Source organism: Roseomonas genomospecies 6 (genome assembly GCF_008365375.1).
Classification (GTDB): Bacteria; Pseudomonadota; Alphaproteobacteria; order Azospirillales; family Azospirillaceae; genus Azospirillum.
This window is the reverse complement of record NZ_QOKW01000037.1, coordinates 14262-38719: the sequence shown is the minus strand read 5'-3', so window position 1 is coordinate 38719 and position 24458 is coordinate 14262. Positions and strand designations below refer to the sequence as shown.

The window sequence follows — 24458 nt, the reverse complement described above, 5'->3', positions numbered from 1 at the left end:
GCGGGGTGTTAATCCAAAGGGGCCGATCCGTTCCTTTCGGCGTTACCACCTCGTTGCGTGGGATCGGAGAAGTCATTTCCCGTTCCTTGCAGAGAGGTTTTGGCGACGCCGCCGATTACGTCATTCTTTATTGCATCCGAATGCGGTGTTTTCGAGAGTGCAAAGGACGATCGAGCGGTGAAGACAGTGGCTAACCACTCAGGGGCATTGCAAGTGGGGAGGGAATACCTTCTCGTACTCTTGGGAGGCTCTCTCTGACTTGCGGCGTAGGAGGGCCTATCGCTCTCGGGATGGTGGAAGAGGGGTGGCGTACGAACCCCCTCCCCGGCCCTCCCCCGCTCCCGCGGGAGAGGGAGATTTGGTCTCCTCCCCCGCCCGGCGGGGGAGGGTCAGGGAGGGGGGAACGTGAATGCGCGCCGCCAGGGATCACGCCGCCGGCAGCGGATCGCCGTGCGTGGGGGCCGGGGCGGGCATCGCGCCGCCGCTCTTGCGCTTGCGCAGCCAGGCCGGGATACCGGTCACCTGGACGGACAGCCAGTCCACCGACGCGTCGTCGGAGATGGGCACGGCCCGCAGCCGCAGAGGGTCGGTCTTCGGGCCGTTCCAGCCCGGATCGATGGTGCGCGCGGTGCGGTAGCCCGCCTGCCGGATGATCGCCACCTCGCGGTCGCTGAAATCGCCGTTGGGGAAGGCGAAGTGGCGGCAGGGCAGGCCGGTGGCCTCCTCCAGCTCCGTCTTGCAGAGCGCGATCTCCTCCGCGCAGCGCTGGTCGTCGCATTGCAGAAGGATCGGGTGGGTGCGGGTGTGGGCGCCATAGTCGGTGACGGACGCCAGATGCCGGACCTCGTCCCAGGTCAGGGACTGGCGGTCGGCGCCGTCCAGGTCGGGGTCGTCGCCGGCCTCCGCCAGACGGCGGCGGCGCTCGGGGTCGGGAAGACGCTTCAGCGTCTCCACGCCGATCCGCCCGGCGGCGGCGGTCTTCCACCAATAGGGGCGGGCGGTGCCGACCACCCGGCTGCACAGATAGACGGTCGGGCGCACCCCGAACTCGCGGAACAGCGATTCCAGGCGGGCGTTGTCGCGGTGGCCGTCGTCGAAGGTGACGACCAGCGGGTAGGGCGGCAGGTCGCCCCACCGCCCGCTCTCCAGCGCGTCGGCCACCGCGTCCAGCGTGGTGAAGCTGTAGCGTTCGGCGTACCAGGAGAGATGGGCGCGCATGACCTCCGGGTCGGGGTCGTGATAGACGACGATGGTCACGTTCCGGCGCGCGAAGAGATTGCGGAACAGGGCACCGACTCCCGTCCAGCGCACGATTCCGGCCGCGATGGCTTGCTTCATGGGGATTGGACCTTTGCTGTGGTTCCGGCGCCTTGTTTCCGACGCACCTTATTTTTTGACGCTTCGCTTCCGTCCCTCAGCCGGAGCGCGCCCGGCGCGGGCCGATCGACGCGGCGGGCGACGGTTCGGCCATCCAGCCGCGGGCGTTGCGGCGGTAGATTTCGATGATGCGCTCCCGGTAGACGGCGATGTCGAAATGGCGCTCGAAGCGGCGGCGCGCCCCCTGGCCCAGCCGGCGGCGCAGATCCGCGTCGTCGATCACGCGGGCCAATGCGTCGGCCAGCGCCGCCCGGTCGCCCGGCGGCACCAGCAGGCCGGTCTCCTCGTCGGCGATGGCGTCGCCCACGCTGCCCACGGGGGTGGCGACGATGGTCAGGCCGTTGGCCATGGCCTCCAGCACCGACATCGGAAGCCCCTCGAACATCGAGGGCTGGACCAGGACATGGGCCTGAACCAGCTCCTTCCGGCAGCCGGTCTGGTCGAGCCAGCCGGTGAAGCGCACGCGCTCCTCCAGCCCCAGCGCCTTGGCCTGCGCGCGGTAGGTCTCCAGATCGCCGTCGCCGGCGATGGTCAGGTGCCAGGACCGGCTGCGGCAGACCTCCGACGCCAGCGCGTCGAGCAGGACGTCGATGCCCTTCAGCTTGATCAGACGGCCCAGGAACAGCAGGCGCACCGGCCCGTCCTCCGCGCGCACCGGGATCGTCTCCGGCCCCGGCACGGCGTTGTGCAGCAGGGTCGCGCGGCGCACGGCGGGGAAGGTGGTGACCACCCAGTTCCGCCAGTATTCGCCCAGCACCACCACCTCGCTGGTCATCTCCATCATGTGGCGGATGGCCCAACGGGACAGCGGCCTCGCGTCCTCGTAATGCTTGGGGAAACGGCCCCCGTGCAGATGCAGGACGACCGGCACCCGGAACAGCGAGGCCATCGCGACGATCAGCCCCTTGCGCAGCACGCTGCCGTACTCCGCCATGTGGATGTGAACGAGCTGGGCCTTGCCGGTGACGAAGCAGGCGAACAGGCGCAGCATCGCGGCGGCGAAGTAGAAGGGCATCAGGTGAAATTTCGCGTCCGGCCCGTAGCTGTCGATCACCTCGAACCTGACGTCGGGGCGGTGCTGCTTCAGGTCCGCCGTGAAATTGTCGACGATCCGCCCCATGCCGCCCTTTTCGAGCGTGCCACCGGGTGAAACGATGTAGATCATATCCGCTCCTGACTGTCGCGCTCCCCTCGCGAAGCTTCAGGGAGGAATGAATGGGGACCCCGCGGAAAAATGGGTTCCTATTGACGGCCCGCGCGGGTCAATGACGGCTTCGCCGCCGCGGCATCCGGCAATGCCCCCAGCGAGGGGCGCCGCACGGCGTCGGGGCGGTCCAGCTCCGCATAGATGTCCTGAAGGTTGCGGCCATAGGCCTCGATCACGAACTTCTCCAGGAACAGCCGCCGCCCCTCCGCCGACAGGCGCGTGTAGAGCGCCGGATGGGCGGCAAGGTCGCGGACGGCCTGGGCCAGCGCGTCGGGGTCGTTGACCGGGACGATGCGCGCCGTCTCCCCGTCGGTCAGGACCTCCGGGATCGAGCCCACCGGGGTGGTGACGACCGGCATGCCGGTGGCCAGCGCCTCCAGGATCACCATCGGCAACCCCTCGTGGGTCGAGGGAAGCAGCAGCATGTCGTGGTCGCGCAGATGGCCGTGCGCCTGTTCGCGCGAGATCCAGCCTTCGAAGCGGCATTCGCCGTCCACGCCCAGCTCCGCGGCCAGGCGGCGGTAGCCCTCCACGTCGCCGCCGCCGCCGATGGTCACGCGGAAGCGGAAGCCCTGCTCCTTCATCAGGCGGCAGGCGCGCAGCAGGGTGCCGATGCCCTTGCGCTCCGACAGGTTGGCGAGCACCAGAAGCGACACGCTGGCGCCCGGCGGCGGGGCCGCGCGGACGGGCAGGTCGGCGCCGATGTCCGGCACGGCGTTGTAGAGCACGCGCACCTTGTGCGGGTCCGTCCCGACCGATTGCACCAGGAAGTCTCGCCAGCTCTCCCCCAGCACCAGGGCGACGCCGCAGCGGTCGAACAGCCAGCGGCTGATCGCGCGGGACACCGGCCCCTTGTCGAAATACTCCATGAAGGACGCGCCGTGCAGATGCACCACCGTGGGGCAGGAGAACAGCCCGGCGAAGAGCTGGACCACCGCCTTGCGCCAGACGCTGGCGTTCTCCGACACGTTGATGTGCACGACCGACGGGCGGTGCCGCAGCATCATCGCGCCCAACCGTGCCAGCGTGCCCGCCAGATAGACCGGCGACAGGACGGCGCTGCCGGTGCCGCGGGTGTCCAGCACCACCGTTTCCGGAGCGGAGGGATTGTTGCGGAAGGCATCGACGATGTAGCCGGTCATCCGCCCGATCCCGCCGCCGCCGTCCAGCGCGCCGGGGGTGGCGAAGACAACGCAGGCGCGGTGCGCCATTTTTCGCCTGAAGCCCATGCTCTTCCTCACGCCGTGCCGGGAGCCGAGAAGATGGCCTGACGCAGCCGGCGCCGGAGCCCGACCGGCATCAGCGAATGCATCAGGAAGGTGGTCAGCGCCATCGGGGTCGGCGCGCCGTCCCGCAGCGCCGATTTCAGGATGCGCTTGCGCACCGCGGGGGTTCGCGCCGCCTGCTCCCCGCCGGTGGCCTGAAGAAGCAGGCTGGCGTAGGCGCGCGGCGACAGCATGGGCCGCACCGACTCCGCCCAGTTCAGGGCCATGTCGATGTTGTGGCAGGTGGACAGGGTGATGCGGTCTGATTCCGTGTAATGGATGGCCAGCACCTCCGGCACCGTGACCAGGGCGCAGCCGTCGATCCGCCCGCAGGCGATCAGCCATTCCCAATCGTCGAAGGCCGATTTCGGGATCGGCTGGCGCTGAAGCAGGGCCTTTGGCGCCAGCAGGGTGGTGGTGGGGGCGAAGGTCTCGCCCTTGAACAGCCCGTGCCGGACGAACAGGTAGTCGCCGATCCGGTCCCGCGGAGTGCACAGCCGCCGCGGCCATTCGAAGTCGCCGCGGGCCGTCACCACCTTGCAGCGGCAGCTCATGATCGGGTAGCGCACGCCGGGCGGGCGGGCGGCCATCTGAAGGGCGACCTTGCCCGGCATCCATTCGTCGTCGTCGTCGAGGAAGGCGATCCAGCCGCCTTGCGCGCGCTCCACGCCCAGATTGCGGGCGCCGGCGGCGCCGCGGTTCTGTTCCAGCGGGATCACGGTCAGCCGCGGATCGCCGAACGCCCGCAGGCGCTCCTCCGTGGCCGGATCGGGGCCGTCGATGACGACGACGACCTCCAGCGGCGCGTAGGTCTGGGCCAGGGCGCTTTCCACCGCCCGCGCGACCATGTCGGGCCGGTTGCGGGTGGGGATGACGACGGTGACCATCTCTTGCGGGGGCGTCATGACAATACCTTCTGTCGCGACGGAAGATCGGAGGGCGGAGATATGGGGCGGAACATGGGGGCCTCCTTCCGTCAGCCGGGCCGGGCCGGACCGCTCCAACCGGCGGACGGAGGCGCGCCGTAGGAGGTTCCGTAGGGGGATGAACTGGCAAAGGCCGCTTGCGGGGCGGGGTGGTGGTCCTGCATCCGGGCCTGCATCTTCGCCCAGCGGCGGCGCTGCACGAGGCGGGTCACCGCGATCACCATCACGATCCAGTTCAGCGAATGCCGCTCCAGGAACACGCTTTCGGAGATCGAGATGAGCATCAGCGCGCAGCCCACGGTGAAGATCCAGGCCGGCTCGCCGCGGTTCTCGCTGTAGCGGACGGCCATGAAGCCCTGGATCAGCAGGCGCCCCATCAGCACCGCCGTCAGGATCACGCCGGCCAGGCCCAAATCCAGCCACGCCTCCATCCAGCCGTTGTGGGCGGAGTTGATGCCCCAGCCCTGGGTGAAGGTGCTGCCCGGACCGTAGGCCCCGTACCAGTAGGCGCCGTAGCCCCAGCCGAGCAGGAAGCGGTCCTGGATCGACATCAGCGTGTGTTCCCACAGCACCGTGCGGCCGGTCAGCGTCGGGTCGCGGCCCAGCATGTAGAGGATGTCGTGCCAGAAGGTCGTGCCGCTGGTGATGCCGACCACCGCGACCAGCAGGATGAAGGCCATGGCCGGCGCGAAGCTGCGGATGCCGCCGCGCACGAAACCGCTGACGAGCAGCAGCCCGGCGACCAGGATCGAGGTGACCAGACCCGTGCCCGACCGGCTCATCACGATCAGCAGCAGGGCCATCAGCAGCAGCGGGCGGACCACCCAGCGCTTGCCCTCGCGCATCCAGTCGAGCCAGAGCAGGCAGAGCACCAGCCAGACCATCATGCGGCCCGTGACGTTCTTCTGCCAGAAGATGCCCTTCCAGGCGCCGACATGCTGCTCGCTGTCCAACCCGACCGCCGGCATGGCGAAGACCGAGACGTAGGACAGCACCATCAGGATCGACAGGCCCGTCGCCAGCATCCGGACGATCTCCGGGAAGCTGTAGCGCAAGGCGAGATAGACGGCGAAGGCCGTGGTGAACAGGAAGGCCACCGCGCGCCGCAGCGTCACGTCCGGATAGATCGACCACAGGGCGGACAGGAAGGCCAGCGCCACGATCAGCGACACCGCCGGGCTGCCCGTCGGCAGGCGGAAGGCCAGGCTCGGCCGCAGCCCGATCAGCGCCAGGATCATGACGTAGACGGCCATGAAATAGAGCACGGCGCCGGGCGCGTCCGGATCGGTCGCGCCGCCGCCGGTCAGCAGCGCCGGCAGCACCGAACCGCCGAACGAGACGATGCAGAAGACGGTGACGCTCTTTTCCAGAACTTCGAGGACTTTCATGGGGCCGCTGTTCCGGTGAAAAGGGCTGTGATGGGCAGTGAACGCCCATGACGGGCGCACCGCATCGTTTTCTGAAGATGCCAACCCGATGCCCGGACCTGTAGCCGGGCGGAGGCATTAGGCCGAAGGAGGCCGTCCCCGTCGGGGCTACCTCCGGTTGGACCCTGCACCACCATCTTGCGGGGCGGACGGGGCTTGTGCGTGCGGGGGCCAGAAAAGGGAAAGCCCCTCTCCCGCTTGGGGAGAGGGGCCTGGATGGGGTGGCGCAGGCTCATGACCCGTCGCCCTTCAGGACGATCACCGCGGTCTTGCACAGGATGTAGAAGTCGAACAGCAGGCCGCAGTTGCGGACGTAGAAGACGTCCATGGCGACGCGCTCCTGGAAGGTGGTGCGGTGGCGACCCGACACCTGCCAGTAGCCGGTCAGGCCGGGCCGGACGGAACCGATGACCTCCGCCGAGGCGCCGACCTCCGGCAGTTCCTTCGGCATGTAGGCGCGCGGGCCGATCAGGCTCATGTCGCCCATCAGGATGTTCACCAACTGCGGCAGCTCGTCGAGCGAGGTCTTGCGCAGGAAGCGGCCGACCGGGGTGATGCGCGGGTCGTAGGCCAGCTTGTGGTAGGTCATGTACTCTTCGCGCATCTTCGGATCGTTCTCCAGAAGGCGCTGGAGATGCTCCTCCGCGTTGATGTGCATCGAGCGGAACTTCAGCACGTCGAAGGTCTTGTCGCCGCCGGCCCAGCGTTTCTGGCGGAACATGACCGGACCGGGGCTGTCCAGCCGGATCGCCGCGGCGATGCCCAGCATCAGCGGCGCCACCGCCACCAGCAGGATGGCCGACAGCAGGATGTCCAGCGCGCGGCGGATGCGCAGGTAGCTGGTCGGCGGACGGACCGAGACGCGCAGCGCCAGCGAGCCGTGCAGGTTGTGGTAGGTGGCGTCCACGGCGCTGACGTTGCCCTCGCCCAACAGGCAATAGACCTGCTTGAAGGGCAGCCGCCCGACCAGCGTCGTCAGGTCCGCCCCATGGCGTCCGATGTCGGCGACGATGGCGGCCTGGGCCTGCTGGGCGTAGGCCGGGGACTTGGCCAGCAGCTCCGTCGAGCCGACCACCGGCAGGTTGGCGACGCGGGTCTGCCACAGCGTGTCGTCGTCGTCGAAGAAGCAGACCGGGCGCATGCCCAGCCAGGGCAGCCGCTGCAGCTTCTCGGCGATGGCGGCACCCTGCGGTCCGGCGCCGACGATCACCACCGGGGTGCGCCAGTTCAGGGCGCTGGCCATCAGGCCGTGCACCAGCAGAAGGTCGGCGGCGTAGGTGATCGCGAAGCCGAGCAGGGCGACCGACAGCGCCTCCACGAAGAAGGATCGGAAACCGTCCATCACGATGAAGGGCACGGCCAGGACGGCGACCGACAGCAGGGCCGCCTGGAAGGTGCGGCGGGTCCGCTCCAGATAGTCGAAGCGGCCCAGCGAGTAGATTCCGAAAACCGATTTCACCAGCGGCACCAGCATCAGGCCGGTGACCAGGGCGCGCTGCGACAGGTCCGCTTCCGCGGACAGGGTGTCGCTTCCGAACAGGTGGACGAGCGTCCAGCCGAGCAGGGCGAGCATGAAGCCGTCGGACAGCGCAAGCAGCAGTCCGGGTCCCACCGCCGGCATGGCCGTCTTCTTGACCGGGGCCAGATTGATGACCGCTTCTGGGTCGAGTTTGCTCATCGCAGGTCCCATTTATGTGTGAAACGGAATGTCATCCGCCTCGCGCCTGACCTAACGCGCCGCAGCGTGAGACGGTCTCTCATCAGCTTTTTCTTTGAGTCTTCCTGTGTTCCGAAAGACACACAAATATCAGCGCACGCTTCTCCCCCAGGTGGACAGAACAAGGGATGCGCTGTTTTCCACGAATTAGGATAAAGGCTGCCGCTAATCAACAAATCACAAGAGGCTTCCCCAGCCAGCGGCAATACCCCTTACATCGCGCGTGGTTTCCATTGAGCGATTTTAAAGAGATTAAGGTAAGTGGATGACTTCGTCCGGATCATCCGGATCGGTGGCGGCGCTGCCCCGGCTGTCCATCGGCTACCTCCTTCCTCCCCGCAATTTGGTGGTATGGGAGGGATGTTCCCCGACCCCTATGGCCGGATGCGTGATCGAATGGCGGCGTTCCGCCCCAGGTTGGTGCGACCGTCCCGCCGCGGCGTGGTCGGCGACGTATCCCTTAAGAAGCCGTCGGGCGATTCCGGGTGAGCGGGCTGCTCCAAAGCTCCGTTGATCGTGGTGGGGTGGGGTCGCACCCTGTCGGGATTGCGCGCGGGGCCGTTCATCCCTTTCCCCCTCCCCAACCCTCCCCCGCTTTCGCGGGAGAGGGTGCCTTCCGCGACGCGGCGGCAGTCCCCTCCACCTCGAAGAGGGGGAGGGCTAGGGAGGGGGCCGCGGTTGCTCATCGGAATAAGTCCGAAGAGGAAGGCGAAGGCCCCAACGTGAAATTGAAACGTCCCCTCCCGGTTCCAATCATCGGAATTGCGTTCGCAGGTGCGGCAGTGCCGCCCCACCGGAGTTAATGGCGGAGTTCCCGATGGCGTCCGAAGCAGCGACGATCTTGAAACACGGTTGGCTGTTCATGCTGGCCAACGTGGTGAACCGGGCTGCCGGGCTCCTGCTCCTGCCGCTCTACACCCGGCTTCTCAACCCTTCCGAATTCGGCGTCTACGCGCTGGTGGTGGTGGTCGCGGACCTGCTGGCGGTCATGCTGATGATCGGCATGAACAACGCCTTCACCGCCGTCTATTTCGAACACGCCGAGGAGGGCGACCGGCGTCGCGTCGCCAGCACCTGCCTGCTGGCGGTGGTCGGCACGTCGGTGGCGATGGTCGGGCTGGCCTGGCCGCTGGGCATGGCCGGAAGCTGGGCGATGTTCGGTGACACCGGCCACGCCGCGGTGATGGCGATCGCGCTGGCCGGCGTCGCGCTGACCACCCTGTTCGAGCTGGCGCTGGCCTATTACCGGGCGCGCAAGCGGTCGGCGCTGTGCCTGCTGGTGTCGCTGGCGAAGGTGGTGGCCCTGCTTGCCTTCAACCTGCTGTTCCTGTGGGGGCTCGGCCTCGGGGTGGAGGGCATCTTCCTGGCGAACGGCGCGTCCTTCCTGGCGCTTGGCCTTTTGCTGGTGGTGGCGATTCTGAAGGACACGGGGTTCTCCTTCTCCTTCCCGATCCTGAAGCGGGTGGCGGCGCTGGGGCTGCCCTACGCGCCGCAGTCGCTGCTGGACATCGCCAACAACTTCGTCTCGCGCTGGCTGCTGAACATCCTGCTGTCGACGGCGGCGGTGGGGCTGTTCGCCTTCGGGATGCGGCTGTCGCAGATCCTCTTCATGTTCCTGACCGCCTCCTTCCTGCAGATCTGGTCGGTCAGCCGGCTGGAGGCGCAGCATGGCGACGCGGACCATGGGCAGGCGGATTTCGTCTTCCACCTGTTCGTCGTCCTGCTGACCGGGGCCGGGCTGGGGCTGGCGCTGACCGCGCCGGAGATCCTGTGGCTGATCGCCTCCAGCGACTACACCCCGGTTCTGACCAGCATGCCCTTCCTGGTGCTGGCCTATGTGCTGCATGGGGTGCGGATGAATCCCGAGGTGGCGATCCTGAAGGCCAAGCGCGTCGGCGTGCTTCCCTGGATCTCCGCGGCCAGCCTCGCTGTGGGGTCGGCGCTGGCCCTGGGCATGGTCTGGCAGTGGGGCCTGCTGGGCGCCGCGCTCGCCAATCTGGGCCGGGAGGTCTTCCAGATCGCCCTGACCGAGACGGTGCGCCGCCGCATCTGCCGCGACGAGATGCCGCTGAACGCCGTGCGGATCGGCTGGATACTGGTGCCGGCGGTCTTCGCCTACGGGCTGGGCTGGTACCTGTTCGGCACCGAGATCGACCCCGCCTTCACCGCCGAGAAGGTGCTGCTGGTGCTGATGTTCCTGGCCACCGCGGTGTTCGGCCCGGGCATGGGGCCGGCGGGCCGGACGATGCTGGGCAAGCTGCTGCTGGGCCGCGTCCGCCGCCTGCAATCGGCCTCCTGAAGGCGCATACGCTGAAAAAGAAGGGGCCGTCGGATCGCTCCGCCGGCCCCTTCCCCGTGTCCGCCTCGGCGGTCGTTACGCGGCCTGATGGTCGAGCATCAGGTTCGCGGCGTCCACCGTCATCATATGCGAGAAGTCGATCGACGACAGGTCGATGCCGGACTGCACGCCCGCCGCCTGCGCCGAAGCCGTGCCCTGGGCCAGGCTGTGCGCCAGCAGGTCCGCCGACAGCGCCTGGGCGGTGCCCGGCGGGTTGATGGTGGCCATACCGGTGCCGTCGGCGATGGTCGCCTGCGTCGGGTTGGAGAGCTTCAGCGAGAAGTTCTCGATCCCTTCCGTGACGTCGTCGCTCAGCACCTTGACGGCGACCGTCTTGGTGGTCTCGCCGGCGGCGAAGGTCAGCTTGCCGCTGGCCGCCAGATAGTCCGAACCGGCCTTCGCCGTGCCGTCCGCCGTGGCGTAGTCCACCGTCACCGCCTGGCTGTAGGCCTGGGACAGCTTCACCGTGAACACCGCGTCGGTGGTCGCCGGGCTGGTGGAGCCGCTGTACAGGCCCGGCTTGATGGCGTTGTACTTGTTGTAGTCCACCTTCCAGCTATCGTTCATGATGCCGCCGGTGTCGCCCGAACCCGGGCTCCAGGCCCAGTAGGTCCAGCTCGCACCCTGCTTGCCCGCGGCCAGATCGATCTTGCCGTCGCCGTTCCAGTCGCCGTTCATGTACTGGATCAGCTTGGGCATCCACAGCTTGTCGATGGCGGTTTCCATGCGGCTGCCGAACTCGCCGACCAGGACGGGCGTCTCGTCGTTCTGGATGAAGTGGCCCCACATCTGGCCCCACTTCGCCGGCATGTTGTTCGGGAAGTTGTTGGCCTTGAACCAGTCCATCATGTAGAGCGACGGGCCGTAATCGTGGACCGAATAGACCAGCTTGTCGGGCGTGTTGAACTTGACCTCGTAGTTCTTCTCGCCCAGCAGGTTGCCGCCCCACCAGTACCACTGGTTCTGGTAGGTCTCGATGCCTTCGACGATCAGGAGCCAGTCCTTGTTGACCGACTGGATGGCGTTGCCGATGCGCTCCGCCGCGCGGGCCCAGTCGTTCGGGCCGCCGTCGCCCCAGGTGGCCGGGTTGTGCGGCTCGTTGTGCAGGTCGGCGCCGATCACGGCGTCGTTGCCCTTGTAACGGGTCGCCAGCATCTTCCAGTTCTCGATCATCTTCGATTCCGGGTACTGGCTGGTGTACCAGAGCCCGTTCTCGTTGGCCGACGCGCCGTCGCCGGAGCGGTGATGGTCGAGGATGATCTTCATGCCGATCTTGTCGGCGTGCTCGATGATCTTGTCGAACACCTCAAGCGAGGTTTTGCCGCGCAGATCGGGGTTCTTCGAGTAGTCGATGCCGGTCGGCATGCGGCCATTGTCCAGCATCGCGTCGGAATAGGGCAGGCGGATGGTGTTGAAGCCCAGATCCTGCATCTGCTTCATGTGGTTCTGGTAGCTGTCCATCCACAGCCCCTGCGGCGCGAAGGCGTAGCCCTCGGCCCCGAACCAGTTCACGCCGGTCAGCTTCACGGCCTTGCCGCTGCTGTCCATGATCTGGCCGCCCTCGGTGTGCAGGAAGCCCGGCGCGATGCCGCCGGCGGTCTTGCCGGTCGGCTCCGTCACCGACACGTCGCTGACCGTCAGGGACGGCTTCGCCGGGGCGGGGGGCGGCGGCGGCGGGTTGGTCGGGTTGGTCGGCGTCGTGGAGCCGGGGAAGAAGCTCTTGTCGGCGTCGACCACCAGCGTGCCGTTCCACCACATCCCGGACTGGCCCTTGACCACGTCCTTGCCGTCGAGCGCACCCTTGTCGTAGGTGACGATGCCGTCCGTGGGCAGGACCGACTTGCCGTTGATCGTGACCTTGTTGACCAGCAGGTTGCGGTCCTGGCCGTTGATGGTGGCGTCGTTGTCGTACTGGATCTGAACCTTGTGTGCCTGATCCGCCGTGGCGTTGATCGAGAAGGCATAGTCCTTGGCGGTCGTGCCGGCCACGCCCTCGCCGACCTTCTTGCCGTCGATCAGCAGGTTGAAATGCGCGTTGGTGCCGCCCGCGGCGTTGCCCGACAGGTTCAGGACGATCTGAGTGTTGCCCGCGGGCGCCTGCGGCGTCGCGACCGGGAAATAGTCCTTGGTCAGCGCGAAATCGAGCGCGCCGTCCCACCACATGCCTTCCTGGCCGGGGATCACATCCCTGCCGTCGAGCGCGCCCTTGTCGTAGCTGACCAGCGAGCTGGTGGCGGCGACGGATTTTCCGTTCACTTCCAGCGACTTGACGAGCAGGTTGCGGTCCTGGCCGTTCACATAGCCGTCGTTGAAGTAGACGATCTGAACCTTGTGGGCCTGATCCGGAGCGACCTGGGCCTTGAAGGTGTAACGGCCGGCGCTGGTCGAGCCGACCGTCGCCTCGCCGAGATTGACACCATCCAGGAGCAGCCGGAACTGCGGCCAGATCCCGCCGGCAGCCTGCCCCGAGGCGTTGACGACGAAGGTCGTGTCGACGAGACCCGTGGTGGTCGTTGCCATTGGAAATAACCTCTCTCCATTTTCGGTGAAGCCGAGGTTCGCCCCAATTGGTTAACGAGGTATTTCGGATTTTAACGAAATGCGTCTTAAAAGCCACGCCACCCTGTGAAAAGAATGAGGCGCGGAAAACCGCCTTTGCTGCGGTTTCCGCGCCACAGTGGGGCCTTGCGGCCACGGGGGATCGTAACTGTAAAGTCTTGTTACAGAAAGGTTCCCGGACGGCGCCCGCTCACGCCTCGTGACTTTTGTGAGCCACCATGAAGACCTCCGGCCGGAAGAGGTAGAGCTGGCCGAGCTTCCCGAGTTTGCGCCGCAGGGTTAATGGCATGGCCCCGATGAAGGACTCCACGGCCTTCACATAGGCCAGATAGCCCCGGCCGGAGCCATGGAGGTGCATCCGCTTCCGGACCGCCATCGGGGCGACGTAGACCGCTTCCATCCGGGCGAAGCCGGCGTCGCGCAGCGCCCGTTCGGTCTCGCTCCAGGTGTATTCGCGCAGGTGCATGCAGATCGGCTCGTCCAGACCGAACACCTCCGACAGGTCCATCGGCCCGGCGTGCTTGTGCGGCATGCTGAGCACGTAGCGCCCGCCCGGCTTCAGGATGGCGTGCACGTTGGACAGGTGCAGGGGCACGTCCTCGGGGTGGAGATGCTCGATGACGTGGGTGGAGACGACGGCGTCGTAATGGCCGCGCGGTTCGAACTCGGCGAGGTTCACGCCGTCGCAGCAGCGCCACGTCACGTTGGACCGCTCGTCCGTCCAGCGCTCGCCGCGCTCGCGGGTGATCTCCGTGGCGACGCAGCGGTGGCCGTGGCGGGCCAGATAGCTCAGCAGCCGCCCCTTGCCCGACCCGACCTCGTAGACGTCCCGCGCGCCCTTCAGAAGCGTCAGGAAATGGCGGAAGTCCAACTCGTCGTTCTGCGCCGCGGTGTCCACCCCGTCGTTCAACCAGGGACACTCGCTGTAGAGGGTGGTGTAGTTGCGCTCGAACACGGTCCAGCGTTCCTCGCGGCGGGAGTCCAGCAGTTCACGCGCGAGCTGGCGTTCCAAGTCCCAGTGCTGGCGGACCATGGTTTCGCTGAGGGGGTAGTTCGGGGCCAGACCGAACTTCCGCTTGTAGCGGGCGACCAGCTCATCCGACGTCAACGTATCCACGGATCACCTCTTTGGAAGAAACGGCGCTGTTCCGCTAATCTAAGGATGCTGTCGGAAATCCTTACAGGCGCGGACGGCGGAGCGGGCCGCGCGATCGGGCGGGGTAGTCGCGCCGATGGGGGTACCGCAGCCTCACCCGGCCCGCCTCACCCCGCCCGGCCGCGCCCGCGCAACGCCTGCACCGACGCTTCGTAGAGCGGCAGCGGGCGCGAGGCGGCGTCGTAGGGGGAGGGATGGGGCTTCAGCTCCGCCATTTCCCGGGCGATGTAGTTCAGGTCGGACCGCAAGTGCCACCAGCAGAGTTCGGCCAGCCGCGCGTTGCCGGCGATGTCGCCCAGATACTGCCCGGCCAGGAAGGCCATGGCGCGGTCCTTCTCCGCCCGCGACCAGCGGCGTGGCAGATGCTTCTCGTTCACATCGAACTCGGTGACGTGGATCGGCAGGCCCAGCCGGTCCATGGCCCGCAGAAAGCTCTTCATGCCTTCGCGGTCGTAGGGCTTGCCGGCCATCAAATGACTTTGCAGCCCCACCCCGTCGATCGGCACGCCGCGCTTGACCGCGTCGGTCAGCCAGGTCTGGAAGTAGGCCCGCTTGCGCTGCTGCCAGCCCTCGTCGATCTCGATGCCGAACTCGTTGATGACCAGCTTGGCGGAGGGGAATTCCTTGCGGATATGGTGGAAGAAGGGGTCCAGCCACTCCGGCCCCTTGGCGCCGCCCGCCACCACCCACCACATGCCCTTGCGGAAGCCGTGGCGGTCCTGTTCGTGAGGGTGGCTGCGCTCGGTCTCCCAGAAGAAGGCCTCGTTCATCACGTCGATGCGGTAGAAGCCGTCGCCGTAGCGCTGCTTGACCGCCGCGACCATGGCGGTGAAGCGCGGCCAGTAATTGTCCTCCGACAGCGTGCCGTCCGCCGAGAAATAGGCGTTCTCGCCGATGCCCAGCGCGCGCTGGCGGCTGGCCGGCAGCGTCATGTAGTCGGGCATGCCCATGTGCTGCCACAGGGCGCAGTGCCAGTTGGGCTTGGCGCCGATGCGGCGGGCCAGTTCCACCCCCGCGTCGAAGCGGCCCCAGTCGAAGTTGCCCTCCTGCGGCTGGAAGACGGCCCATTTGCCGCCGTTCTCCGGCGTCACCACGTCGCATTCCCGGGCCATCAGCGTGTCGAGCATGGGGTCTTCCGGCTCGATCAGATGGTCGCGGGCGGCACCATGGAGAATGCCGGCGGCCCGGCAGGCGTCGCGCAGCGTCGGGTTCGGCGCGGCGGCGGAAGGGGCGGCCTCGGCGATGGAGGGACCGGCGGCGGTTTTGCAGCTTGCCAGCACCGCAACGGCGGCGGCGGCGCGCAGCGCGTCCCGGCGGGAGAGGGAGGTGGCTTTCGGCGAGGTGGCTTTCGGCGAGGTCTGGGCCATGGGCGTCGGGCCTCGTGTGGTTCGATGGGAAATGGAAATTCCCTCTCCCCCCTGGGGAGAGGGTTAGGGTGAGGGGGCGCCCGTCAGGGCGTCCACGCACTGCAATGAGCCAGCGTGGTCGGCCTGCGGCCGCCCCCTCATCCCATACCCTTCTCCCCGGAGGGGAGAAGGGCTTTGGCCTCGCTTACGGCGCGGCCCGCAGGGTCTGGTCGCCGTAGTACTTCCGCGTGGCGACGTAGCTGTTGTACGGACCCTGATAGCCTTTGCTGGCGGCCTTCTTCAGGTTCACGTCGGTCATCACGCAGACGAACTTGTCGTGGTCGATCGGACCCAGGTCGGCCACCGCGTCCAGGTCGCTGGCCGTGGTGTGGCCCCAGCGGGTGACGAACAGCACCTTGTTGGCGGCGCCGCAGACGATGCGGGCGTCGGACACGGCCAGCGCCGGGGCGGTGTCGAAGACCACCAGGTCGAAGCTGGGCGACAGGCCGGCCATGAGCTGCACGAGGGAGTCCACGTTGAAGCGGTCCAGCGTCATCGGGTTCAGCTTGCCCGCCGGAACCATGGCGAAGGGCACGTCGTCGGCGGTGTGGACGATCTCGTCCAGCGTGGCGTCACCGGAGATCCAGTCCGACAGGCCCTTCTTGGCGGACAGGTCGAACAGCCCTTCCATCCGGGAACGGCGGAAGTCGGTGTCCACCACCACCACCCGGCGGCCGGCCTGGCTGGCCACCTGGGCCACGGCGAGCGTCAGGGAGGTCTTGCCGTCCTGCGGGCGGGCCGAGGTCACCGCCAGCGAGCCGACCGGGCCGAGATCCGACAGGTGGTTGCGGAACAGGGCGCGCAGGGATTCGCTGAACAGCGAGAAGGGATGGCGCTGGAAGATCTTGTAGAGCCGGCCCTTGGCCCCGCGGTCGCTGTGGTGCGGCACGATGTGGACGGTGCCGACGCCCAGGATGCGGCGCACGGCGTCCGGGGTGTGGATGCGGCGCTGGAGAAGCTCCAGACCGAAGACGCTGAAGATGGCCAGGGCGAGAGCCGCGACGAAGCCGGCCAACAGCAGCAGGACGCGGAAGGGACCCGACGGCTCGTGCGGGACCTGCGGCGCCGAGACCAGCTTGACGGCGGCGGGGAAGGCGCGGCTGTCCTTCTGGGCCTCGACCTCTTCCAGACGGCCCAGCAGGCTGTCGAGAAGCTGGCGCTTGGCGGTCGCCTCGGATTCCAGGGTGCGCAGCGGGATGGCCTGCTCCTGCATGGTGGCGTAGCTGCCCTCCATGCGGGTGATCATGGCGCGCAGCGCGGTTTCCTGCTCCACCGCGACCTGGGCGGCCTCGCGCACGCCGTTGATCTCACGGCGGATTTCCTGCTGGAGCGTGGAGTTGGCCTCGTTCAGCCGGCCCTGAAGCTCGACGATGCGCGGATGCCGCGGCCCGTACTGGCGGGAAAGCTGGGCCATTTCCGTGGAGATGGCGGCGACCGTGGCGCGGAGCTGGGCGACGACCGGGGAGGCGATGCTGCCGCCGATGGCGTTCCAGTTGCCGGCCTTCAGGTTGCGCTCCAGCGTGTCCGCCTGGGCGACCGAGCGGGCGCGGATGGCCGACGCCTCGCTCAGGCGCAGGCGGGTCTGCTCAAGCTCGTTCTGGGCCATCAGGCCGGTGCCGCCCTTCAGCAGGCCGCCCTTGACGCGGGCCTCCTCGACCTTTGCGTCGGCCTCGGCCACCTCGCGGCGCAGCAGGACGATGCGGTCCTGCAGCCAGGAGATCGCGCTGGTCGACAGGTCGCGGTCCATCTGCTGGCGGGTTTCCATGTAGCGGCGGACAATGCCGTCCACCACGTCGCGGCTGAGCTGCGGCTCCTTGGAGGTGAAGCGCACCTGGATCACGCGCGACCGGCCCACGATGGCGACGTCCAGCTTGCGGTGGATGCGCGCGATGATCTGGTCGTTGCCCAGCGCCGCGTGCGCCTCGCGCGCCCGGATGCCCTGCGCCACCTCGTCGCCGTGGCTCAGCAGCCAGGCGACCGGGGCCGGCGGGTTGCCGCTCCAGAACTGGTCGGCGAGGCCACGGCCGTAGGCCACCGCGCGCTCGACCAGCGGAAGCGTCTCGTCCTCCTGCGCCGGCGGGTTGAATTCCGGGTGCTGGGCGAGCTGAAGATCGTTCACCACCTGGTTCAGCACCTGCGGCGACTTCAGGATCTCGATCTCGCTCAGGATCGCCGCGTCCTCCGTGGGAATGGCGCCCACCACCTGCTCCACCTCGCGCACGATGCGGACCTGCCGGTTGTCCACCAGCAGAAGCGCCTCGGAGGTGTACTGGTCCTTCAACGTCGAGACGCCCAGAGCCGACAACCCGGTCAGCACCACCACGATGGCCGCGATCAGCCACTTGTGGCTGCCCAGCACGCGCAGGATGAAGCGGAAATCGGGCCCCATGGACGGGGTCTGGGCTTCGAACTCGCTGCGCCGGGACGGGCCGGGAGCGGCGGGCCATGCCGGAACCGGAGCCGGCGGACCGCCGTGGTGGCCGCCATGATTGACTTGGGGCAGATTTTCCACGTCTCAAAGCTCCTTATGCATGGGCGCTGGTGCTGGGGCGCTGGACGAACGCATGGCGGCACGGCGCATAAGCAGAACGGTGTGGGCGAAGCCGAAGGCGCCGACGCAATAGCGGCGGAACAGGCGGCGGGGCTCCTGGACCAGCCGGAACGCCCATTCCAGCCCGATGCGCTGGACGGCGGCGGGGGCCCGGGTGAAGCGCCCGGCAAGGAAATCGATGATGGCGCCGCCGTTGACGATCAGCACCTTATGGTCCAGCGCGCGCTTGAGCTGCACCGCGACCTCCTCCTGGCGGGGCATGCCCATGGCCAGGATGATGACGTCGGGTTGAAGCTCCCGCGCACGGGCGATGTAATGCTCCACGGAATGGAAGCCGTGCTGGGCATCGATATAGTCGTGCGGGGTCCGCTCCTTCAGCCGTTCGATCCCCTCGTCCAGCCAGGGCGCCGCGGTGCCGTAGACGGCGACCCGCCGCGGCGACAGGTGGCGGAGGAGAAGCGGGATGAAGTCGGTGCCGTTCATGTTCAACCCGACCGGCTGGTCCAGCCACGGCAGAGCCACCTCCAGCGCCACCCCGTCCCGCAACAGGACGTCGGAGGCGCGGAAGGCCGACCACGCGGCGGAGGACCCCGCGCAGAGATTCACGCCGTGAGCGTTCAGGAACGACAGGATGGTCGGGCGCTCGACGGCAGACAATGTCTTTATCAATGCATGGCGCTCGTCCTCGCAAGAAATACACCGTATTCTCTCGATCAGTGCCAGGACGTCACGAGGGGTCGGCATGCACATCTCCTAACCAAAATCAGCGAAGCGGCGACGGTTACGTTGTCTGTGCAACGATGATGCCCTACGGTTTGCGGTGCAGTAAGACGATATTGCTTGCTAACACTTTCGATTGGTGGCAGTCGGTAAGATCGTTACCGGTTACCCCTTTCGACCGGACCGCCCGGACAACAGGGAATGATGTGGCCGGCACCGCCCCTTTTTCGCAGCGGTGGGATGGGAGAGGGGGAAGTTCAGGCGAATTAGCCCGTGCACGCCGGGGGAACCCCTGAATCGGCTTGCCCTATCATACGGCTCCGACCATATAGGTACGCCCGTGGGGCGCTCATGTGCAGAATAGGGGTGGGCGCCCGCTTCGCCGCGCGGCACTGTTCCAGATCCCGGCGGAGCCCCCATCAGACCGCCAGCCTCCGGATTCAGCGGGCCGGCGACGGAAGAAGACCATTTCATGAGCAACGACGAAACCACCCCCCGCCAGTCCGGTACCGCAGACGAGTTCGACCGCCGCGACGCGCTGCGCGCCATCGCCGCGGTGGTGCGCGGCGATGGGATCGAGGTGGACGCCGACAGCACTCCGGCCCGCTGGTCGGTCGCCGTCGTCCACGAGGTGGTGGTTCCCGGCACCGACCGGAAGCTGAAGCTGCGATTCCGCGTGGCGCTCGGCCCCCTGCCCGACATCGAGGCGGATCTCTGGGGCCTGATGACCGCGGAGGAGGGCTTCGGCCGTCCGCAGGCGAAGGCGCTTGGCAAGCGGGTCAAGGCGGCCTGCCTGTCCTCCGCCGCCATCGAGAAGGCGCGCGGGCGGGTGGACGGCTGGTTCGCCTCCATGGCCCAGCGCGCCGCGAATTTCGGCGAGGCGTGGCGCCCCAAGGGCTTCGCCGACGAGCTGGGCCGGGTGATCGGCTTCGGCGGGCGCATCCCCCGCCTCCAGACCCTGCTGGACGCGCTGGAGGAGGCCTTCTCCACCGCCGCCGCGCGCGCCGGCCTGAAGGTCCGGCGGGAGCGGCTGGAGAACGCCTCCGGCATGGGCGTCTATCTGGACAGCTTCGCCACGGCCCGCGCCATGGTGCGCAAGCTGCGGCTGTTCGTCGGCCCGACCAACTCCGGCAAGACCCACGCCGCCATGGACCGTCTGGCCGAGGCGCAGAGCGGCTGCTACCTCGCCCCGCTGCGCCTGCTGGCGCTGGAGGGGCAGGAGGCGCTGGAGACGCGCGGGCGGGCGTGCAGCCTCGTCACCGGCGAGGAGCGCGACGTGCGGCCCGGCGCCTCCTTCACCTCCTCCACCATCGAGATGGTCAACACCTCGAAGGTCTGGGGCGCCTGCGTCATCGACGAGATCCAGATGATCGGCGATCACGACCGCGGCTGGGCCTGGACGCAGGCGGTGGCCGGCGTGGCCGCCCCGGAAATCCTGATGACCGGCTCCGCCGACGCCATCCCCTATCTCCAGCGCCTCGCCACCGCCCTGGGGGAGGAGCTGGAGATCGTGGAGTTCACCCGCAAGTCGCCGCTGCGCGTGCAGGAGGAGCGGGTGTCCCTGGACAGCGTCCGCCGGGGCGACGCGGTGATCGCCTTTTCGCGCAAGGACGTGATGGGGCTGCGGCGCGAGCTGCTGGCCCGCGACCACACGGTGGCGGTGATCTACGGCGCCCTGTCGCCGGAGGTGCGGCGGGCCGAGGCGCGGCGCTTCCGCGAAGGCACGGCGGACGTGCTGGTGGCGACCGACGCCATCGGCATGGGGCTGAACCTGCCGGTCGCCCGCGTCGTGCTGTCCACCACCCGCAAGTACGACGGGCGGGAGGAGCGCGACCTGAATTCCTCCGAGATCCGCCAGATCGGCGGGCGCGCCGGGCGCTTCGGCATGCACGAGGAAGGCCGCGTCGCGGTTCTGGAGGGGGAGAACATCAACCCGGTGCGCCGGGCGCTGACCACCCCGCCGGTTCCGCCGGAAGACCCGCGCGCCTGGATCAGCCCGAACCTGACCCATGTCGAGGCCATCGCGCGGGAACTGGACACCGACAGTCTGGCCAAGGTGCTGCGCACCGCGGGGCAGGAGCTTCTGCGCGCCAACCAGACCTTCCGCATGACCGACCTGGAGCAGCGCATCCAGGCCGCCGCCGCGGTGGACCGGGCGAAGCTGCCGCTGGCGGAGCGCGACATGCTGGCGCGCTGCCCGATCGACGTGCGCGACCAGAACAACCTGCGCCTTCTGGCGCTGTGGGCGACGAACCAGGGCAAGGGGGTGCCGAATTCGGCCCCCGACGCCGCGGAGCGCTTCCACCACCGCGTCGGCACCGACGTGGAACTGGAGAAGGCGGAGCGCGCGGTGAAGGAGCTGACCGCCTATGCGTGGCTGGCCTACCGCTTCCCCGACGCCTATCCGGACATGGACCTGTGCCAGGAGCGCCGGGCCATGCTGAACGCCTTCATCGAGCGCACGCTGGCCGAACGCTCGCTGGCCCGCGCCTGCCCGGTCTGCGGCACCCGGCTGAAGGCCAACCACCGGTTCCGGGTCTGCGACAGTTGCTACGCCGGGCGCGTGGAGGAGCGGCAGGGCGAGCGCCGCGGGCGCCGCGACGGGACTGCGCAACCCGGTGGGCATCCGCAATTCCACCATCCCGCGCCGGGACGGAAGCGCGGAAAAGGCGGCGCCGGACACCGCGGTCGCCGGACGGAAGGGACGTAGACGCCGGCCCGCAATCTCTCCCCTGCTTTCCCGGACAGGTTTCACGCTCTGTCCGGCATTCCCGTCTTCTGAAGGGTGACGGCCCCAAACCCGGAGGCGCAGTCGGAAGGTGGGGAGCAGGAAATGTGGAGCATATACTACGATCTGTTTAACTCGGCCACTTGCGGAGGGATGGCGCCGGAGTACGTGGGTGATGGAGAATTTGGCCAAGCCACTCTTCCTGAAGGGATGGCCATGTCCGGCATCTATGTGATTTGGAACGCGATAAGCAAAAACCGCTACGTCGGAATCTCCAACAACATCAAGGACCGCTTTAAAGGTCGACTTGAAGTCATTACGGAGATGGGATTTGATTCAAGAGATTTGAATAATATATGTATTTTTTGGGGGAGTGTATATGTGTGGAATGATAATTCAGAAATATTAAGATGGTATCAGCAGTTGTTCAACGGTCGCAGAAATATGGTGAAATATGGAGAAAAGCCGTGCAGTAAATGCAGTAATACTAAATGTCAAAACAGACAGCAATCGATGTTCAGCCAGTCAACGATGTTCAGTCAGCCATCTATGAATTTCATTCCATACAATATTCGGGAAAAAGATTTTTGGTGCATACCTGAGTTGGATGATAAAAATATTGTGCTCGTCTCTGATAGGTCAATGAAGGTCAGGCTGGTGGATTCATCTGCTAGCAACGGTAATATGGCTGTTGAAAGCCCTGTGATTAACAACCAGATTGGCAATAACCATAACAATACATTTTTAGGCAATATTCAGTTATCCAATAATCCATTGGCAAATATATTTAATTCTGTAGAATCATCCCCTTCCAAGGTTGGAGAAGTCGATCTGGAAAGATTGCTGATTCGCTACTTCCTGAAAAAATACGGAGACGGTGGAACTTTGTCGAACAATATGAAAGCGAAAGATTACTACGTAAACAAAACCGGAAAAGATGTCATGGTATACGTGGCATGGGACGGTAAGCACACCCACGGCGACAGGCCTTACTTCACCTCTTCCGCTTTCGACGCGGCCACCTGGAATGTCGACATGGCTTGGTAATGCGTCCCCGATAGGCGGGATTGCGTTCACGCCGCGGCGATGCCGCTGCGCCCCACATCGTCGCGCCCACCCCAGGTGATCTCCTCCACCGCGCCGCCGTCGGTCAGGAAATAGCGGCGCAGCGGGACCAGATCGGCGCCAAGCTCGTAGACCAGCGGGCGGCTGGTGGGGATCTCGAACAGCGGGATGTCCGGATCGGGCACCTTGTCCAGATGCTTGACGAGGCCGCGCAAGCTGTTGCCGTGGGCCGACACGAGCACCCGCGCTCCCAGCCGCAGGGCCGGGCAGATCCCCTCCTCCCAGAAGGGGATCACCCGGTCCGTGGTGTCCTTCAGGCTCTCGCCGCGCGGCAGGTTGGCCTTGCCCAGCCCGGCGTAGCGCCGGTCCGACACCGCGGAGCGCGGGTCGTCGGGCTCGATGGGCGGGGGAGGGACGTTCCAGCTCCGCCGCCACAGGAAGACCTGCTCGGCACCGTGGCGCGCCGCCGTCTCCGTCTTGTTCAGCCCCTGGAGCGCGCCGTAGTGGCGCTCGTTCAGGCGCCAGTGCTTGTGCACCGGCAGCCACATGCGGTCCATCTCCTCCAGAACGATGTCGAGCGTCTTGATCGCCCGCTTCAGGACCGAGGTGAAGGCCACGTCGAAATCGAAACCGGCCTGTTTCAGCAACCCGGCGGCGTGGCGGGTCTCGGCCACCCCCTGTTCGGTCAGATCGACGTCGGTCCAGCCGGTGAACAGATCCGAGCGGTTCCAGACGCTCTGACCATGCCGCAGCAGCACGAGTCGGTGCATGGCCCCTTCTCCCTGACGTGACGGTGTCCCGCTTGGGGAACGGAGAGGCGGGGCCGAGGGTTCCGGGCGGGTGTCGGATTGGCGGTCTTTATGTCAATTCGGAAACGCGCGCGACACATTCGGACAACAAATGCGAGGTAGCCTTCGGGGCAGGCGAAATTTAACGCCCGGCGTGTGCCCAGCCGCACTGCGACGCCGAGCCAACTTGCGTACCGAGGCCGCCATGCAGCATCATGACCTCCTCTCCAGGACCGTTTCGACCGATCGGGACATCACCCTGGAGGCGCTTCGTGTGTTCACCTATCTGAGCCGGCGGCTCCATTTCGACCGTCCCGTGCCGGTGCTGCAGTCCGAATTGGCTGACGCGCTGGGCATGCAGCGGCCCAACGTCAACCGGGCCATCAAGCTGCTGGAGACCAAGCAGATTCTTCTGCGGGACTCCAAGCTGGGGCGGGCGATCACGTTCCGGTTGAACCCGGAACTGGAGGGCGGCCGGGCCTAACCCTGGTCCGGAATGATCTTCGAAACCCGTCACCTCGTCTTCACGAACTCGGCCCTCAAGAAAGCCTTCGGCTGGTATCAGAAGGTGCCGAATCAGACCGATCTTCCGCTGGGCATGATCGCGTCCGTCGTCCCGAAGTCGGACGGGGGCGTGGTGGTCGTGGTGCAGCAGGGCGCCGCGAAGATGCGGGACGTCGCCTTCATGCCCAGCAAGACGCTCGGCGTGCTCCTGCTCTTCTGCCGCCGACAGAAAATCCCCATCCCGCGCGATGCGGAGAAGGACATTCTTCCATCCGACGACGGACTCATGCTGACGATTCGCGGCAGTTCGGTCACCTCGGCGCCCCCGCCGTGATCTTCGCCCCGCTTCGTCAGGCGGACAGGCGATGGGCGGGCTGGGCCACCGTCAGGGGAATGTCCGCTTCGGTGAAGCGGTAGCCGTGGCCGGCGGCGAAATCCACCAGATCGCCCAAGGTGAACATCCGGCGCGATGCCCGCCGCAGCGCCGCGCGGAGGGCCGGATCGGCCTCGGTCGCGACCAGGAATTGGATGTAGTCGCCACGACGCATGCCCAGACCTCCCCGCGCGTTCAGAGTTCGATTCCCTCTCCCGCCGCGGGAAAGGGCGGCAATCCATCGGCCCGAAGCGGATTGTCCGAAATCTTGATATCTCCAACTTTCCTAAAATTGTAGAGAAATTAAGGGAAGGACGATGCGGCGTCCTGCCGCACCGTCCCTTCGTGTCC

The 24458-nt window shown here is 66.9% G+C and carries 18 protein-coding genes; 5 read left to right on the top strand and 13 right to left on the bottom strand.

Annotation, left to right across the window (positions count from 1 at the left end; genetic code table 11):
• Positions 1-426 precede the first annotated feature (426 nt).
• From DS843_RS27845 to DS843_RS27820, 6 genes are all read right to left on the bottom strand, one after another.
• Positions 427-1338 (bottom strand): polysaccharide deacetylase family protein, encoded by a 912-nt coding sequence (locus DS843_RS27845; RefSeq protein ID WP_149472082.1) that lies wholly within the window; start codon positions 1336-1338, stop codon positions 427-429.
• A 76-nt stretch (positions 1339-1414) separates the two neighbouring features.
• The gene (locus DS843_RS32115; RefSeq protein WP_149472081.1) at positions 1415-2542 is read right to left on the bottom strand and encodes a glycosyltransferase family 4 protein; all 1128 of its coding nucleotides are present in this window, start codon (positions 2540-2542) and stop codon (positions 1415-1417) included.
• 77 nt (positions 2543-2619) lie between these two features.
• A complete protein-coding gene (locus DS843_RS27835; RefSeq protein ID WP_149472080.1) occupies positions 2620-3813 on the bottom strand; it encodes a glycosyltransferase family 4 protein in 1194 nt (397 codons plus the stop codon).
• Between the two features lie 8 nt (positions 3814-3821).
• Positions 3822-4754, bottom strand: a complete 933-nt coding sequence (locus tag DS843_RS27830; RefSeq protein WP_149472079.1) for a glycosyltransferase family 2 protein — start codon at positions 4752-4754, stop codon at positions 3822-3824.
• 71 nt (positions 4755-4825) lie between these two features.
• Positions 4826-6163: an O-antigen ligase family protein gene (locus tag DS843_RS27825; protein WP_149472078.1), complete on the bottom strand. Its 1338-nt coding sequence runs from the start codon at positions 6161-6163 to the stop codon at positions 4826-4828.
• A gap of 271 nt (positions 6164-6434) precedes the next feature.
• Positions 6435-7880 carry an exopolysaccharide biosynthesis polyprenyl glycosylphosphotransferase gene (locus DS843_RS27820; protein ID WP_149472077.1) on the bottom strand — a complete coding sequence of 482 codons (1446 nt, stop codon included), beginning with the start codon at positions 7878-7880 and terminating at the stop codon, positions 6435-6437.
• Positions 7881-8736: 856 nt separating this feature from the next.
• On the opposite strand from DS843_RS27820, the gene DS843_RS27815 reads away from it, so the two are divergent.
• On the top strand, positions 8737-10218 hold the full coding sequence (locus DS843_RS27815; RefSeq protein WP_149472076.1) for a lipopolysaccharide biosynthesis protein: 1482 nt from the start codon (positions 8737-8739) through the stop codon (positions 10216-10218).
• A gap of 75 nt (positions 10219-10293) precedes the next feature.
• On the opposite strand, the gene DS843_RS27810 is transcribed toward DS843_RS27815, so the two are convergent.
• From DS843_RS27810 to DS843_RS27790, 5 genes are all read right to left on the bottom strand, one after another.
• Complete coding sequence (locus DS843_RS27810) at positions 10294-12777, bottom strand: cellulase family glycosylhydrolase (protein WP_149472075.1); 2484 nt, start codon at positions 12775-12777, stop codon at positions 10294-10296.
• 229 nt (positions 12778-13006) lie between these two features.
• Complete coding sequence (locus DS843_RS27805) at positions 13007-13933, bottom strand: class I SAM-dependent methyltransferase (protein WP_149472074.1); 927 nt, start codon at positions 13931-13933, stop codon at positions 13007-13009.
• Between the two features lie 146 nt (positions 13934-14079).
• Positions 14080-15339, bottom strand: coding sequence for an endo-1,4-beta-xylanase (locus DS843_RS27800; protein WP_149472073.1), 1260 nt, complete (start codon positions 15337-15339; stop codon positions 14080-14082).
• A 184-nt stretch (positions 15340-15523) separates the two neighbouring features.
• Positions 15524-17890, bottom strand: coding sequence for a GumC family protein (locus tag DS843_RS27795; RefSeq protein WP_167525496.1), 2367 nt, complete (start codon positions 17888-17890; stop codon positions 15524-15526).
• Between the two features lie 3 nt (positions 17891-17893).
• Positions 17894-18586: a WecB/TagA/CpsF family glycosyltransferase gene (locus tag DS843_RS27790; protein ID WP_149472072.1), complete on the bottom strand. Its 693-nt coding sequence runs from the start codon at positions 18584-18586 to the stop codon at positions 17894-17896.
• 535 nt (positions 18587-19121) lie between these two features.
• Here DS843_RS27790 and DS843_RS27785 point away from each other — a divergent pair.
• A complete protein-coding gene (locus DS843_RS27785; RefSeq protein ID WP_149472071.1) occupies positions 19122-21359 on the top strand; it encodes a helicase-related protein in 2238 nt (745 codons plus the stop codon).
• Between the two features lie 75 nt (positions 21360-21434).
• Complete coding sequence (locus DS843_RS27780; RefSeq protein WP_149472070.1) at positions 21435-22424, top strand: GIY-YIG nuclease family protein; 990 nt, start codon at positions 21435-21437, stop codon at positions 22422-22424.
• Between the two features lie 26 nt (positions 22425-22450).
• On the opposite strand, the gene gpmA is transcribed toward DS843_RS27780, so the two are convergent.
• Entirely contained in the window at positions 22451-23212 is a 762-nt protein-coding gene (gene gpmA / locus DS843_RS27775) for a 2,3-diphosphoglycerate-dependent phosphoglycerate mutase (protein ID WP_149472069.1), read from the bottom strand.
• A 223-nt stretch (positions 23213-23435) separates the two neighbouring features.
• Here gpmA and DS843_RS27770 point away from each other — a divergent pair, with 223 nt between their 5' ends.
• Positions 23436-23714, top strand: coding sequence for a MarR family transcriptional regulator (locus DS843_RS27770; RefSeq protein WP_236778250.1), 279 nt, complete (start codon positions 23436-23438; stop codon positions 23712-23714).
• 12 nt (positions 23715-23726) lie between these two features.
• Positions 23727-24068, top strand: coding sequence for a hypothetical protein (locus DS843_RS27765; RefSeq protein WP_149472067.1), 342 nt, complete (start codon positions 23727-23729; stop codon positions 24066-24068).
• A 16-nt stretch (positions 24069-24084) separates the two neighbouring features.
• Here the strand turns inward: DS843_RS27765 and DS843_RS27760 are convergent, their stop codons facing one another.
• Positions 24085-24282, bottom strand: coding sequence for a Nif11 family protein (locus DS843_RS27760; protein WP_149472066.1), 198 nt, complete (start codon positions 24280-24282; stop codon positions 24085-24087).
• Positions 24283-24458 lie beyond the last annotated feature (176 nt).